Here is a 14,281-nt window from a genome sequence, read left to right on the forward strand (position 1 = left end):
GGGAGGGATGAGTGATGAAACACGAGATTATTACTATTTTTCAAGCGTTAACAGGTGTTCATGAAAAATTTAATGAAAATGCTTTGGAAAAACAGGACGCGGTTAAAAAAGGTGATATGCCAGCGCTTGAAAATGTAATGAAGGAGGAAACCGTCCTCATTCAACAGCTTCGCAAGCTAGAAAATACGAGAGAACATGTGGTGAACGCTTGGATGATAGATAAGGGGTTTGTGAAAGAGGACGTGACGATGGATAAGCTTTTGCAGTTTTTCCCTGAGGAGGAACGGCAGGAATTGCTGCTGTGGCAGCAGCGACTTGTTAGTGAAATAGAAAAGCTTAAACATCAAAATGAACTCAATCGAAAGTTGCTTGAGGAATCGTTGCGATTTGTTAACATATCTCTTGATGCGATGTATCCGAGAGGGGAATATGAAAACTACCAGCGGCCTACTAGTCACAAGGTGCAGGATGTTGGTATGGAAGGTAAATCATTGTTCGACTCGAAAGCGTAGTTTGTAAGATTTACTATTTTTTTCTGAAAAAAGATTTGGTAGTTTGAAAAGATAAAATTCTAATTATTGTCTAGCTCCAGGCGCCGTCAACTCATGTATAATAACCTGCCTGATGAAAAGCAAAAAACGCTTTTTATCGTCCGGAATATTTGGATTTGAGTGATGAGAGGGCGCTTTGTGCTTTTCTTTCTAGAGAGGGTGTAAGGTATGACATCAACGTTTCATGGGTTGGAGACGATGCGGAGGGCAATATCTGCTCAACAATCTGCGCTTCATACGACGGGACATAATATTGCGAATGCGAATACTCCTGGGTTTTCAAGACAGAGGGTGAATTTTGCTACAACGAATGCGTTTCCTACTCCTTCGTTAACTCCACCGTTGATTCCTGGTCAGATTGGAACAGGTGTGAAGGTGAGTGATGTTCAACGTATTCGTGAAAGTTTTTTAGATCTACAGTTTCGTGCGGAAAATAATCAAAATGGATATTGGTCGGCTAAGCACACAGCATATATGAAAGTAGAAGATATTATGAATGAGCCTACAGAAAATGGGTTGGCAAATTCAATGGATAGGTTTTGGCGTTCTCTTCAGGATCTATCGGTACATCCTGAGGATTCAGGTGCGAGGTCTGTTGTTCGTCAGCAGGGGATTGCGTTAGCGGAGACGTTTAATTATACGTATAATTCGTTGGAATCGGTTCAGCGTGATTATCATCAGCAGGTTGAGGTTCAAAAGGACCATATTAATTCGTTGGCTCGTCAAATCAATGATCTTAATAAGTTAATTGCAGGGATTGAGCCGAATGGATTAGTTCCTAATGATTTGTATGATAGTCGAGATAAGTTGGTGGATGAGCTTTCCTTATATTTGAACGTGAGTGTGGAGCAGGTGAATAGTGGAGGCTTGGCAAGGGAATCGGCTGCAGGCAGGTACACGATTAAGCTACTTGATGAAAACGGAAGAGACCTAGGTGTGACGTTAGTAGATGGAAGTCGTCTAGAAGCGAATGAGCTTCATCTTTCGTATGATGAGAACACAAAGCTAGTGGATGGTATGTATTTTGCTAATCCTCGAGCGGTGGAGGCGGCAAAGGATAGTAGTGGAAAAGTAGATATGGATACGTTGAAAGAGCAAAAGGGTGTTGCTCAATTTACTAATTTGGATCGCTTTATGCCACCAGGTGGATTGAAGGCTACGATAGAGGCTTATGGATATATGACTGGTGAGATGGAGAAGGGCATAATTCCTGGGATGAAAGCGGAGCTTGATTTGATGGTGTTTACCTTTGTTGAAGAGTTTAATAAAGTTCATGCATCTGGATGGAGCTTGTCAGAGATCGAAACTGGTGGAAAATTTATCCAGGATGATGGAACAACAGAAGGATATCATTTCTTTACGTTCAATGAAGGGCCAAATGGTGTTATTGGTGATAATAATATAAAAGGTGCTGCCGGCATGCTTCGTGTTAGTGAAAACATTTTGAACGAATTAAATACTATCGCCGCATCTGGGGCAACGAATGGTAATCCGTTAGCAGTAGCGTTTGCAGGGGATGGGTCCAATGCGTTGGCGTTAGCAAATGTAAAGGATCGTAATCTTGAATTCAATGGTACAACGACGAATGTACAGAGCTTCTATCAAGGAGTTATTGGAAATATGGCTGTTGCAACGAGAGAATCGGAAAGAAACATGAACAACACAGAGAGCTTGCGTGATTCGGTGGAGAATCGCCGACAGTCCGTGAGTGGAGTATCTTTGGATGAAGAGATGGCGAATATGATTCAATTCCAACACGCCTACAACGCAGCAGCAAGGAATATTACCGTTATTGACGAGATGCTAGATCGGATAATTAACGGCATGGGAGTTGTGGGTAGGTAGATTAGCTTAAGGAAGCATGGGGACGGTTCTCGGTGCTTCCATTGATAAAGTGAGTGGACAGAAGCGAATAGAAGAGAGCAAAGGCGAGATGCTACCAGAGTACTTGCAATCGATTAGTAGCTTGACAGCTTCCTATTACGTATTTTCAGAGTAGATATAAATAAAAGTAGGTGGAGAAATATGCGTGTTACACAAATGATGCTATCGAATAATTCACTTCGTCATTTAAGTGGTAGTTATCAAACACTTCAAACACTTCAAGATCAATTGTCGACGGGGAAGAAAATCAGTCGTGCGTCTCAAGATCCTGTTGTTGCGATGAATGGAATGCGATATCGGACACAAGTAACAGAAATAGAGCAATTTAAAAGAAATTTAGGAGAAGTGTACAATTGGATGGAAAATGGGGATGCCGCACTAAATGAAGCTACTAATGCTTTGCACCGTATCCGTGAGCTGACTGTTCAAGCGTCCAATGATACATATGAAAGTGCTCAGCGTTCAAATATTGCAAAGGAAGTTGCGCAGCTACGTGACCATTTGATGTCGTTGGCTAATACAAAAGCAAATAATAAGTATTTATTTAATGGTACAAATACCACAAATCCTCCTGTTCAAGAAAATCTTCTGGATGTAGGGTTTGCTGGTATTGCGGATGCTTTAGATGCATTACCTAACAATGAGTTTGAACCTGGAGAATTTTCACACGTACTAAATCATATGGGAGATCGTTATGAGCTTCGTGAAAAAGATGATAATACGTATTTGTTTGTGAATGTGAATAATCCTGGGAAAACAATTATGTTATCTAAGAATGAAGAAAATGGTTCTCTTCAATCTGTAAACTATTCTCATACTTATGAAAAAGATGGGGTTCAAGTTACAGATGAAAAGGTATTACAGGAACGTGAATTTGTTATTTCTAGTAGACAAGCTGTTTCTACAAATAGTCAAGTCGTAGAGATGGAACTACTAAAAGGTGTTAATATTCCTGTAAATATAGACCCTAACAATATTTTTTCTAGTGAGTTTTTTGCTGATCTTATCCAACTTGAAAAGGCGATGAAGGATTCCAATGTCACTGGAGAAAAAATGACGGAGTTCCTTGCTGTTTTAGATCGAAATATCGATAAAGTCGTTAATGAACGAGCTGAACTAGGTGCTCGATACAATCGGGTAGAAATGATTGAATATCGTGTAATGGAACAAGAAGTAATTGCAAAACGAACGTTATCACATAATGAGGATGCAGATATTGAAAAAGTTATATCCAGCTTACTCATGGCGGAGAATGTTCATCGTGCTGCCTTGTCATCCATGTCACGGATTATGCAGCCATCATTAATGGACTTCTTAAGATAGATTTATAAATAAATGGCTCTGTTAAACTTTGATGTTGATTTTTCTACAGGTTGCTCGCTTTCCTAGGGCGAACCGCAAGCCTCCTCGGTCGTTACCTCCCTGCGGGGTCTCGCCTGGCCTGCTTTTCCCACAGGAGTCTCGCACCTTCCGTAAAAATCAACATTGTATAAATATCAACATTATCCTTTAACATAGCCAAATAAATAGTAACCTGTTTTTCCAGTAGTTTCATAGAAGGTGGTGGTATCTTGCAAATACCTAAAATACAAATTCATACTCAAAGAGCGGAAACGGGAATTTCACAGAACAGACCTTCTATGTCTATTCGGCAACAACAAGCTGATTTAGATATTAAGCAAGACTTGGCAGGGAGTTTCCGGTTAAGCTCTACTGCTTCCAAATTGTTTATTGACCAAAGTGAAGCATTTGCTGATGCTGGGTCAATTCCACCTTTACGACGTGCTTCTAATTGGGCAGCCTCGACGAAGCAATCCGTTATGCAGTATATCGCTAAGGTTGCTCGACAAGGAGAGCAGTTAAAGAAGATTGAAAATGGTGGAAATGCAATAGTTGGATTAGCAAAAGAAAATGGTGAGAGAAGAAGTTATGAAGTTGGTCTAGGTTATGTGCCTAAAACAGCTTTTAAAGTTCGATTTAATTATGTTCCTTCTGAAGTGAGCGTTGATATTGATTGGAAGGGACCACAGATCAGATTTAAAAAAAATGAGCCTAATATTCACATACCTAGATGGGAATCCAATGTTTATCTGCAACAAAAAAATGCTATCTCTTTTTCCGTTTCAGGCAGTCATGTAAATAAACAACTATAGTGGGAAGTTGAAAGATGCTGTTGAGATCTTTTGGCTTCTTTTTGTTGAGGTGACAGTGGTTATTCGCGAATAAATGAAAAAAAAGATTATTCTGTCTTTTTCACAAGAAAGAAATTACTAAAAATATGGACGATCATGATAATAAAAGTGTTGTGTCATAGGTAGTGTCAATATACAAAAAATAGTAAACGAAAAATGAAGAAAAGATGGTAAAATAAGATTATGTCGAAAATTAGCATATGGACTAGAGTTTAAGTTCTAGGCTTTGTTAAACGTCGATGTTGATTTTTACTACAGGTTGCTCGCTTTCCTTAGGGCGAAACTCAAGCCACCTCCCTCCCAGTTCGGCCTAAGAGCGTGCTCACGTCCTGGGGGGGGACGGCCACATTTTGCCATCCTGGCTCCGCCTCCCTGTGGGGTCTCGCCTGGCTCGCTTCTCCGAAAGACAACGCACCCAGAAAAATACGGTAGTATTTTTCAAGGAGCTCGCACCTTCCGTAAAAATCAATATGGCACAAATATCAACATTGTCCTTTAACATAGCCAAGTTTAAAAAATGGAGTGATAAACGTGAAAATAGAAACGAAGTATTCAGGTGAGACAGAGATTAACCCTTCCAATATCATTCATTTCGAGCAAGGAGTTCCAAGTTTCGAAGAGGAGAAGCAGTTTGTTTTATTACCATTCAGTGAAGAGCCAAGTCCCTTTTATATATTGCAGTCTACTATAACTCCAGGATTAGCATTTATGGTAATGACACCGTTTCAATTTTTCCCCAAATATGAGGCGAAATTAGCAGATAATGTTATTGAACAATTAGAGATAGACAACGAGGAAGATGTTGCTTTGTTCGTAATTCTTACGTTACGAGATGAGTTAGTTGATTCCACAGCGAACTTACGAGGACCAATTGTCATTAATAGCAAAAAGCAAAAAGGGAAACAGATAGTTTTAAATGAATCCAGCTATGAAACAAAACATCCGTTAGCTACTTTTGCAGCAGCAGGACAGAAGGAGAGATAACTACAATGCTCGTTCTTACTAGGAAAACAAATGAAGCTATTAAAATCGGTGATGATATTGAGATTAAGGTTCTTAGTGTTGATGGAGATCAAGTGAAAATTGGAATTAGTGCTCCTCGACATGTGGATATTCATCGTAAAGAAGTATATCTATCGATTCAGGAAGAGAATAATGCAGCAGCCAATAATTCATCAGTAGATGTATTACAGCAATTAATCAAAAAAGGCAAGTTCTAACTTGAGATTGTTAAAAATTTTGTCAAATTTTGAATAAAATAGTCGAAATTTCTAAAATTTTGCGGGTATTTTTTTTGTTTCTGTGATAAAATAGTAAAAAATCGTTCTATTTAGTGAAATATTATATTTTTTTGTCGAAAATTGGACAAAAACGATAACTTACTTACGAATATATTTACGATAATCAACAGGACGGTAATAGATTAATCAGAGGTGGGTAGATCTTATGCTAGTGACAGCAACACAACAACAAGTTAAGGGGCCAAACATTTTCTTTATTGATAAACACAATGAAATAGTCTCAGAACAAATAGAAGCAATTAGTTCCAACATGAAGCAAGGATCTATTACTAGGAATAATTTATTACCCAAAAATGTCTCTGATCATGATCTTGTTTTTTACTATGTAAGTGAGTACTCACGACCAACGGTTCGATCGATTGTTACTGTTTGTGAGGAATGGCAAGAAAAGAAAAAAGGATTCTTGGTTTTAGTTCACAATGATTTACGTGAAACGAAGGTTATCCCTTATCTTACGCTTCCTGTCAATGGTATCGTTTCTTTATCTTTTTTGGAAAAAAATAGTGGGATTGTTTTTCAATTTTTGAAGCAAAAAGGCGTGTTTTTAGAACCAACTCTTCATCAAGCTCTCATAGCTGAAATTGAGAAACAAAAACTAAAAGATAAACCTATCAAGAAATTAATTCTAAAAAGAGAAACTGTGAAATTAACGGAAAACGAAAAAGATGTTCTTCAGTTAATTTTGGATGGGTATAACAATCGTCAAATTTCAGACAAGCTGTACCTAGCACCCTCCACTATTAGTACTATTATTAGTCAGTTATTGCGAAAAATTGAGGCGAAAGACCGCACGGATGCCATGGTGAAATCCATTCGGTATGGGTGGGTTGAGGCAGCTAGGTAATTAATATATTTTAAGTGAGTGAAGCCTTTTGTATGGGGCTTCTTTTTGGTTTGGGTGGGTAGAGAAAATAATTTGGTAGGCAGGAAAGTAGTTCGTTAGTTACTAGTTGGTTTGGAGTATTACTTATCTTGACGTGACGTTTACTTTTGTATCCCCCTCCGAATATATTGGAGTTTTGAAATGGATTCGGGAATTTTTTTATTTTTTCAACAAAAAATGCTAAACATCTAAAACTTTCGTCCGATATAAGTATTGAATGATCATAAAGAAAAGGGCGGCCGACCTTGACTGAGTGATCAAACAACGAACTTCTGATCACAAGGATGTGGGAGGAAGCAAAAAAACATAATTTCAAGGAGGAAATTACAAATGATTATTAACAATAATATTCCAGCGTTAAGTTCATTCAGACAAATGGGGATCAACCAAAACGCTGCACAAAGTTCAATGGAAAAATTATCATCAGGTCTACGTATCAACCGTGCTGGTGATGATGCTGCTGGTTTAACAATCTCTGAAAAAATGAGAGCGCAAATCCGTGGTTTAGACCAAGCTTCTCGTAATGCACAAGATGGTATCTCATTAATCCAAACTGCAGAGGGTGCATTAGACGAAACTCATAACATCCTTCAACGTATGCGTGAATTAGCTAACCAGTCTGCTAACGGAACGAACACTAAGGAAGACCGTGAAGCTATTCAAAATGAAATAAACCAACTAAAACAAGAAATTGATCGAATCGGTGACACTACTGAGTTTAATACTCAAAAGCTACTAAATGGTAATTTAAAAAGCGCAGGAAGTGTTTCTGTGGGTCAAGATACTACTACAGGTTCAATTATTGCTAAGCAAACTGCTGGTGAAGTTACAGGTAATGCGGCGATGCACGAAGCAAATGCAGCAATTACTGCATCTGAATTTAAACAAGAAAAAGTGGTTATTGATGGAACAGAAATTACTGTGGATTGGCAAAATCTATCAAGTTCTGAGAGAAACATATTAATTGGAGTTTCAAATGATGCAAGTGCAAGAAATGCAGCTAAGGACTTAATTGTAAACAAAATTAATGAAGCTATTGATGCATCAGGTGCCAATGTAGCACATGTAACAGGTTATGTGGATGATTCTGGTTCTCTAGTTTTACAAAGTGGTTCAAAAGGAACTAACTCAGGATTTGAATTTAAAACTGATGAGGCAATATTAAGTAGTATTTTATCCGATGAGAATGGTACTGTTGCTGCTGCGAATAGTGAAGTAACTGCAGGAACTACTAAATATAGTGGTGCAGAAATTCAAGGACCAACAGAGTTTCATTTTGAGGTAGACGGTATTAGGTTACAAGGTTCTATGGCTGCTGTTGCAGGTGATGGCACTGTAGACATGACAGAGGTTGCTAGTAGGTTCGAAACAGCAATAAAAACTGCAGTTGATAGTTATAACACGGCTCAAGGAAGATCAGCAGGACAGGAAGGTTTCATAGAGGCAGTAAAGGTTAATGCCTTAAATGACGGTCGATTACAAGTAGTTAGTGAAAGTGGACCTGTGTCATTCTCTGATAAAACTGGGGCTACAATGGTATCTGACCTTGGTTTAAGCGAAGCTCAGACATCCGCATCTAGTAATGGTGGTATGACTTATCAAATTGGTGCAAATCGTGGTCAACAAATTACTTTCTCAATAGGTGATATGCGTTCGGCTTCATTAGGAGTTTCAGGTGTAAACGTAACTACAGAAGCTGGTGCTAGTAAAGCATTAGAATCATTAGATAAAGCTATTTCGAAAGTTTCTGAACAACGTTCTTCTCTAGGAGCGGTTCAAAACCGTTTAGAGCATACAATTAATAACTTAAATAACTCAGCAGAGAACTTACAAGCTGCTGAATCTCGTATCCGTGACGTTGATATGGCTCGTGAAGTAATGGAAATGACGAAGAATAACATTCTTTCTCAAGCTTCTCAAGCAATGCTTGCACAAGCGAACCAAGCTCCACAAGCTGTATTACAATTACTTGGATAATTCTATTATTCAACTTAAGAGAGGCTCTAGTTCTACTAGGGTCTCTTTTTATACATATAATGGTTCATAATGGGAAAGTTAATATAGTAAATTGATTTGAAATGAGATGATATAAATGGAAAAATACATAGAAGTAATGAAACAATCTCTTGAACTTACTGAAACAATGCTACAAGGTCTACAACATATTCAAAAACTTATAGGGGAGGGCAAACATGAACAGACCATCATTACGTTTGAGGATGTCCTTTCTGCCTACTCCACAATAGAAAATTCAATCAAACCTATCAAAGACAAGTTAGAATGTGAACAGCAAACTTCAACTAACCTCAACCACATCTTAGAATTAGTTGTAAATCGCTATGAGGAAAAAGATTACTATAAAGTACAAGAGGTCATGCAGTTCACCCTCATCCCACAGGTGAAGAAGTGGAAAGAAGAGTTAGAAAATACATTTCACCCGTACATTGTATCCTAATTCGAGAAGGAGGTAATCACATGGACATCGCTTTTCTATCCATGGCACTTAATCAAGGTCATATTCAACAACAAGTATCCATATCAGTCATGAAAAAAGCAATAGGAAATACAGAACAGCAAGGAGAAGCTCTACAGAAGTTGATGAGTACAGCGGATGCAGCCGCCATCCAACAAGCAGCTCAACCACATCTAGGCGGGAAAATCGATTTGAAATTGTAGTGTTTGTTAGTTATATATGTAGTTATGTCTAAAATATAGTAGGATACATCGCGAGTGTGGGTTTTAACAAAAGAGTGATTAGAATAGGAAGACACTTGTGTTATAATATAAGAAAAAGTGCAAGGGTGATGGACATGTCTGCGATGAATCCCAAAATTCAAAAGACATACTCATTTAAGGATTATTTAAACTGGTCGGAAAGTGAGCGGGTGGAACTGATTGACGGTACTCCTTATATGATGACACCTGCACCTTCAAGGTTGCACCAGCAAGTACTTTTAGAACTAGGACGTCAGTTTGCAAACTTTTTAAAAGGAAAAACATGCGAAGTTAACATTGCACCATTTGATGTTCGACTCCCAGAAGAAAACAATGCAAAAGATAAAGAGACAATGACTGTAGTTCAACCAGACCTTGTCGTTGTTTGTGATCCAGCAAAATTGGATGACCGAGGGTGTAAAGGCGCACCTGATCTTATTATTGAAATTCTTTCACCATCTAATGCTGCGCATGACTATATTATAAAAATGAATCTTTATGAAAAAAAAGGTGTGAAGGAATACTGGATCGTTCATCCAGTCGATAAAGTAGTGATGGTCCATTATTTAAACAATGGTAAGTATGATCGCCCTGAAATTTTTGATCGAGATGGATGTATATCAGTGAAAACTGTTCAAGGTTTAGATATTGAACTTCATACACTATTTGAAGAGTAGCTACCACTGCTCGTTTTTTCTTACATAAGGTCACAACAAGGTTTAAGTATATATATTCATATAAAACAACGTGATATTATCCACGGATTATCAATTATAAATATAGTCATTGCGAGGAGTATAAGATGGATAGTAATGTTTGTAAAGAAAAATTAGAAACGGAATTAGAAAAAACGAAAGATAAAATGGATATACTAAATGAAGTTGATCTAAAATTACATCAAATGAAGCAGATAGCCCATTACGCTCAATCTAATACTCTTACAACAAAGGAAATAAAAATGTATAACAAAACTTTACAAAGATTAAATGAGGAAATAAAGATATTAGAACAAATTTATCATGATATTCAAATCCAATTCGAGTAGACTAAACTGTTTTCAATAAAAGTTTGAAGACGTATGTATAAATATTTTTCTTTGCCCCTATAAAAAATACCTAAATCTTCCGATAACTATAATATTAATTGTTTTTTATAGAGGAGGAAGACACATGGAAGTGAAGGGTACTGGATCATTAGCAATCAATGAATTGATATCACAAACACAAGCTACCCGAGTGAATCAACAGAATACACAAGGAAGTGTAGACACATCATCGCGTCAAGCAGAGGCAACTTCTATTGAAGCAAAACGTACCTGGAATGAAGATAAACTAAAAGATGAGCTAAATGGGCTTAATCAGTTGTTAGAAACACAAGAAAAGGGTTTACGATTTGATAAGCACGAGAAGCTTGATAGGACCATGATTCGAATTGTGGATAAACAAACGGATGAAATAATTAAAGAAATACCACCAGAGCAATTTTTAGATATGATCTCGTCTATGCTAGAATTTGCTGGTCTTATTATTGATGAAAAAATATAATGGGGAGCCTTTAATGGCTTTCTTTTTTTATTTACTAAACATTCTTAAAAAAATACCGATAAAAAAATATATAGTATAACTTGGATAGTGTATGTAAGGAGTGATACACAGATGCGTATTGGTGGGCTTGCCTCTGGTATGGATACAGAGCAAATTATAAGGGATTTAATGAGAGCTGAACGAATGAAAGGTGACAAATTAATACAGAATCGAACAACTTTGGAGTGGCAACGTGATTCATATAGGGAAAAAAATGTAAAAATGATGGGATTGAGAGACTCTTTTAGAGCGACGGGTTTAGGTTTACAATCTACTTTTTTACAAAAGACAGTAACTAGTTCAAATGATAGAATAGTTACTGCTGTAGCTGGAACTAATACACCTAACACTTCTGTGAGAATGGAAGTTGGTCGGCTTGCGTCCGCAAGTAGTTTTGTTTCAGGTGGAATAGACCAAACAAAAACGAAAGAGACCCTCGGTGATTGGGAGGGAATTGCTTTTGATGAAGATGGTATCGCTGAATTTAAAATGAACGTTGTTCTTCCAGGTGGTGAAGAAAAACAGGTTTCATTTGAACTTAGTAGAGATGACACAATCCAATCTGCTATCACAAAAATGAATAGAGAAGGACTAGGCTTCCAAGCGTTTCTTGATCAAAATGCAAGAACAAATCAACCCCAGGTAGTTGTAACAATGTCTGAGACAGGTGCAGGTTCATCTATTTATTTTGGGGATGAAATTTCTACTGAAACAAATAATGCAAAAGAATTATTCACCCACTTTGGATTTCATTTTAGAGAAGAAGTTAAAAATGCTGAAGAAGAGTTGGTAGTGAGCGCTTTAGCATATGGGCCACCTGGTGACCCTAATAGTGATCCTGATAACCCAAATAACCCGAGAGTTGGAAAAAATGCTGTATTTACAATAAATGGACATGAGACAGAAAGAACAACAAATAACTTCACAATAAATGGCGTTACCTATTCCTTAAATGGTGTAACAGGACAAAATGAGACTGTCACTATAACGTCACAAACGAATACAGAAAAAATAATGCAAGATATTATGAAATTCGTTGAAGATTATAATGAACTGGTGGATATGGTTAATGGAGCCCTGAGAGAAGATCGATTTAGAGATTTTCGACCTTTGACTGATGAACAAAAAGAAGCTATGAGTGACAAAGAAATTGAAATGTGGGAAGAAAAAGCACGAAGTGGGTTGTTAAGAAACGATGCAACTCTTAGAAACACATTAACTGAAATGAGAATGGCCATGTTTTCAGGAATCTCAGACGAGGATCCCGATAGAATTTTAAAGGATTTATCAGCCTTTGGTCTAGTAACCTCACCTGATTATATGGACGGTGGCAAAATAATAATTGATACGAGCATGCGTACGCTGCCGAACGGGGAACGGATGAATGGTGAGGATCGTATGCGTTATTATATAGAAAACCACGGTGAATCGGTATATCAATTATTTATGGGGAACAGTGATGAACGATCAGAACAAGGTGTTTTACGCAGGTTGCGCGGAACATTAGAAAGTGGGATAAATACTATAACCGAACGTGCTGGTCGACAAGGTAGGACTAATCAGCAATTTACCATCGGGAGACAACTAGTAAATTTAGAGGATCGAATCTCTAATTTTGAACGCCGCATGCAACAAACAGAAGAACGGTATTGGAGACAGTTCTCGGCAATGGAAAAAGCAATGGCTGAATTAAACTCACAAGCAGATCAGATATGGTCTATGTTGATGCCTCAGCAAAATTAAACATTGCTAGAAGAAAAAGTGTTAGGAGCGTGTAATAGTGGCTGTAAATAATCCTTATGCAAGCTATAAACAGAAGGCAACAGAAACAAAATCACCTGGTGAGCTAACTTTAATGCTATACGAAGGGTGTTTGAAATTTATTAAACGTGCGGAAAAGGCGATAATTGACGAGAATGTCCAGGATAAAAACACGAATTTATTAAAAGCACAAAATATCATTCATGAACTCATGGTAACATTAAAAACAGATACAGACGTTGCAAAAAACATGCTACAAATGTATGACTTTATCTTAAACCGACTTGTTGCTGCGAATATGAATAATGATTTAACTGCTCTAAAAGAAGCAGAACAGTTCGTAATCGAATTTCGTGATACATGGAAACAAGTGATCATGATTGATCGAAAGCAACGTCATGGGGTTACTGCAGGCGGTGCTTCAGCAGGAGTTACGAGATTGTGAACGAGATTGTGAAGTTGTATGAGGTATCAAAAAAGCTATTTGATTTAGTAGAAAAGCCAGTTGTTTCAGAAGAACGAGATACCTATATTGAAAGTTTAGTAGCATTGGTTGAAGAACGGGGCATAGTGTTAAATGCTATTCATCGTGAACCATCTGATCAAGAAAAGCTGTTATTACAGCAAATCGCTTCTATGCAGCAACAAATGGAACCAAAGCTTCAGTCAGAGTTACTCGCAATTAAACGGGATATAAACAATCTCAAAAAGCGAAAAGAAACAGGGCAAAAGTATGAGAATCCATATTACTATGCCCCTATTGACGGAGCGTTTATCGACAAGAAAAATTAATATATAATATAAGAACTCAAGAGTCTCTATTGACCTCTCTTGAGTTTTTTTCTGTCAATAAAGTTCACAAAATATTCAGGGACCAGGGACTTGAATATTTTGTGAACTTTCATATGTTTTGTTTTGGAAATTTAAGTGGTGGTTCGTTAGTATAGTTAGTAGGAATTATATATTCATGTATTGATTCAATGGGAGGGGTTTGATGAATCAACAGAAAGTGATCGATGCACAGGTATTATTTTTGGATAATTACCTTCAGTTGCTTAAAGAAGTAGAGAAAACAATACATTTTGTATTAGAATGCTACCGCAATAATGATTCGGATATCGGTGAGCGGTTATTAAAAGAAGTTCTCTCAGGATTGACATCTTACAATGAAGAGAACATGACACTTGTCTCTATCTTTGGAACAGATGAAATAACGATGAAGCGACTTCGAAATATCTCTTCCGCTATACATGAAGGAGTGAGTACTGAGTCATTTGAAAATGAACAAGCAAGAATGAAGTTCATTAATGAAAACATCCACCCAGCTCTGATTAAATGGAAGCAAGTCTTGATTACGAAAAGAAATGAATTAAGTAAATGACACAAAATGTTCATGGACCAGACCTGCGAA

At 37.4% G+C, this 14,281-nt stretch carries 18 protein-coding genes; all 18 read left to right on the forward strand.

Features of this window, described 5'->3' with window-relative positions:
• The first annotated feature begins 14 nt into the window (after positions 1–14).
• Entirely contained in the window at positions 15–512 is a 498-nt protein-coding gene (locus ACERII_RS16540; RefSeq protein ID WP_373643830.1) for a flagellar protein FlgN, read from the forward strand.
• Positions 513–719: 207 nt separating this feature from the next.
• Positions 720–2,396: a flagellar hook-associated protein FlgK gene (flgK, locus tag ACERII_RS16545; RefSeq protein WP_373643831.1), complete on the forward strand. Its 1,677-nt coding sequence runs from the start codon at positions 720–722 to the stop codon at positions 2,394–2,396.
• A gap of 16 nt (positions 2,397–2,412) precedes the next feature.
• The gene (locus ACERII_RS16550) at positions 2,413–2,550 is read left to right on the forward strand and encodes a hypothetical protein (RefSeq protein WP_373643832.1); all 138 of its coding nucleotides are present in this window, start codon (positions 2,413–2,415) and stop codon (positions 2,548–2,550) included.
• Between the two features lie 26 nt (positions 2,551–2,576).
• Positions 2,577–3,758 carry a flagellar hook-associated protein FlgL gene (gene flgL / locus ACERII_RS16555; RefSeq protein WP_373643833.1) on the forward strand — a complete coding sequence of 394 codons (1,182 nt, stop codon included), beginning with the start codon at positions 2,577–2,579 and terminating at the stop codon, positions 3,756–3,758.
• A 248-nt stretch (positions 3,759–4,006) separates the two neighbouring features.
• Positions 4,007–4,588: a DUF6470 family protein gene (locus tag ACERII_RS16560; protein WP_373643834.1), complete on the forward strand. Its 582-nt coding sequence runs from the start codon at positions 4,007–4,009 to the stop codon at positions 4,586–4,588.
• A 570-nt stretch (positions 4,589–5,158) separates the two neighbouring features.
• Positions 5,159–5,611: a flagellar assembly protein FliW gene (gene fliW, locus ACERII_RS16565; protein WP_373643835.1), complete on the forward strand. Its 453-nt coding sequence runs from the start codon at positions 5,159–5,161 to the stop codon at positions 5,609–5,611.
• A gap of 5 nt (positions 5,612–5,616) precedes the next feature.
• A complete protein-coding gene (csrA, locus tag ACERII_RS16570) occupies positions 5,617–5,847 on the forward strand; it encodes a carbon storage regulator CsrA (RefSeq protein WP_373643836.1) in 231 nt (76 codons plus the stop codon).
• A 226-nt stretch (positions 5,848–6,073) separates the two neighbouring features.
• Positions 6,074–6,772 (forward strand): response regulator transcription factor, encoded by a 699-nt coding sequence (locus ACERII_RS16575; protein WP_373643838.1) that lies wholly within the window; start codon positions 6,074–6,076, stop codon positions 6,770–6,772.
• 369 nt (positions 6,773–7,141) lie between these two features.
• Positions 7,142–8,788 (forward strand): flagellin N-terminal helical domain-containing protein, encoded by a 1,647-nt coding sequence (locus tag ACERII_RS16580; protein WP_373643839.1) that lies wholly within the window; start codon positions 7,142–7,144, stop codon positions 8,786–8,788.
• A 115-nt stretch (positions 8,789–8,903) separates the two neighbouring features.
• Positions 8,904–9,266, forward strand: a complete 363-nt coding sequence (locus tag ACERII_RS16585) for a DUF8042 domain-containing protein (protein ID WP_373643840.1) — start codon at positions 8,904–8,906, stop codon at positions 9,264–9,266.
• A 20-nt stretch (positions 9,267–9,286) separates the two neighbouring features.
• Positions 9,287–9,487: a YjfB family protein gene (locus ACERII_RS16590; RefSeq protein WP_373643841.1), complete on the forward strand. Its 201-nt coding sequence runs from the start codon at positions 9,287–9,289 to the stop codon at positions 9,485–9,487.
• Positions 9,488–9,621: 134 nt separating this feature from the next.
• The gene (locus tag ACERII_RS16595) at positions 9,622–10,203 is read left to right on the forward strand and encodes a Uma2 family endonuclease (RefSeq protein ID WP_373643842.1); all 582 of its coding nucleotides are present in this window, start codon (positions 9,622–9,624) and stop codon (positions 10,201–10,203) included.
• 125 nt (positions 10,204–10,328) lie between these two features.
• Complete coding sequence (locus tag ACERII_RS16600) at positions 10,329–10,571, forward strand: hypothetical protein (RefSeq protein WP_373643843.1); 243 nt, start codon at positions 10,329–10,331, stop codon at positions 10,569–10,571.
• Positions 10,572–10,695: 124 nt separating this feature from the next.
• Entirely contained in the window at positions 10,696–11,070 is a 375-nt protein-coding gene (locus ACERII_RS16605) for a flagellar protein FlaG (protein WP_373643844.1), read from the forward strand.
• Positions 11,071–11,181: 111 nt separating this feature from the next.
• Positions 11,182–12,852: a flagellar hook-associated protein 2 gene (locus tag ACERII_RS16610; RefSeq protein ID WP_373643845.1), complete on the forward strand. Its 1,671-nt coding sequence runs from the start codon at positions 11,182–11,184 to the stop codon at positions 12,850–12,852.
• Positions 12,853–12,889: 37 nt separating this feature from the next.
• On the forward strand, positions 12,890–13,315 hold the full coding sequence (gene fliS / locus ACERII_RS16615) for a flagellar export chaperone FliS (RefSeq protein WP_373643846.1): 426 nt from the start codon (positions 12,890–12,892) through the stop codon (positions 13,313–13,315).
• On the forward strand, positions 13,312–13,662 hold the full coding sequence (fliT, locus tag ACERII_RS16620; RefSeq protein WP_373643848.1) for a flagellar protein FliT: 351 nt from the start codon (positions 13,312–13,314) through the stop codon (positions 13,660–13,662). The genes fliS and fliT overlap by 4 nt, the downstream gene beginning before the upstream one ends.
• A gap of 202 nt (positions 13,663–13,864) precedes the next feature.
• Positions 13,865–14,251: a DUF8042 domain-containing protein gene (locus tag ACERII_RS16625; RefSeq protein ID WP_373643849.1), complete on the forward strand. Its 387-nt coding sequence runs from the start codon at positions 13,865–13,867 to the stop codon at positions 14,249–14,251.
• The last annotated feature ends 30 nt before the right edge of the window (positions 14,252–14,281 follow it).

Origin of the sequence: Evansella sp. AB-rgal1, from assembly GCF_041820985.1 — a bacterium.
Classification (GTDB): Bacteria; Bacillota; Bacilli; order Bacillales; family Salisediminibacteriaceae; genus Evansella.

What these genes read in the sequence shown, in the direction of transcription:
- ACERII_RS16540 (WP_373643830.1), top strand. Translation starts at nt 15, where the DNA reads ATGAAACACGAGATTATTACTATTTTTCAAGCGTTAACAGGTGTTCAT.
- flgK (WP_373643831.1), top strand. Translation starts at nt 720, where the DNA reads ATGACATCAACGTTTCATGGGTTGGAGACGATGCGGAGGGCAATATCT.
- ACERII_RS16550 (WP_373643832.1), top strand. Translation starts at nt 2,413, where the DNA reads ATGGGGACGGTTCTCGGTGCTTCCATTGATAAAGTGAGTGGACAGAAG.
- flgL (WP_373643833.1), top strand. Translation starts at nt 2,577, where the DNA reads ATGCGTGTTACACAAATGATGCTATCGAATAATTCACTTCGTCATTTA.
- csrA (WP_373643836.1), top strand. Translation starts at nt 5,617, where the DNA reads ATGCTCGTTCTTACTAGGAAAACAAATGAAGCTATTAAAATCGGTGAT.
- ACERII_RS16575 (WP_373643838.1), top strand. Translation starts at nt 6,074, where the DNA reads ATGCTAGTGACAGCAACACAACAACAAGTTAAGGGGCCAAACATTTTC.
- ACERII_RS16580 (WP_373643839.1), top strand. Translation starts at nt 7,142, where the DNA reads ATGATTATTAACAATAATATTCCAGCGTTAAGTTCATTCAGACAAATG.
- ACERII_RS16585 (WP_373643840.1), top strand. Translation starts at nt 8,904, where the DNA reads ATGGAAAAATACATAGAAGTAATGAAACAATCTCTTGAACTTACTGAA.
- ACERII_RS16590 (WP_373643841.1), top strand. Translation starts at nt 9,287, where the DNA reads ATGGACATCGCTTTTCTATCCATGGCACTTAATCAAGGTCATATTCAA.
- ACERII_RS16595 (WP_373643842.1), top strand. Translation starts at nt 9,622, where the DNA reads ATGTCTGCGATGAATCCCAAAATTCAAAAGACATACTCATTTAAGGAT.
- ACERII_RS16600 (WP_373643843.1), top strand. Translation starts at nt 10,329, where the DNA reads ATGGATAGTAATGTTTGTAAAGAAAAATTAGAAACGGAATTAGAAAAA.
- ACERII_RS16605 (WP_373643844.1), top strand. Translation starts at nt 10,696, where the DNA reads ATGGAAGTGAAGGGTACTGGATCATTAGCAATCAATGAATTGATATCA.
- ACERII_RS16610 (WP_373643845.1), top strand. Translation starts at nt 11,182, where the DNA reads ATGCGTATTGGTGGGCTTGCCTCTGGTATGGATACAGAGCAAATTATA.
- ACERII_RS16625 (WP_373643849.1), top strand. Translation starts at nt 13,865, where the DNA reads ATGAATCAACAGAAAGTGATCGATGCACAGGTATTATTTTTGGATAAT.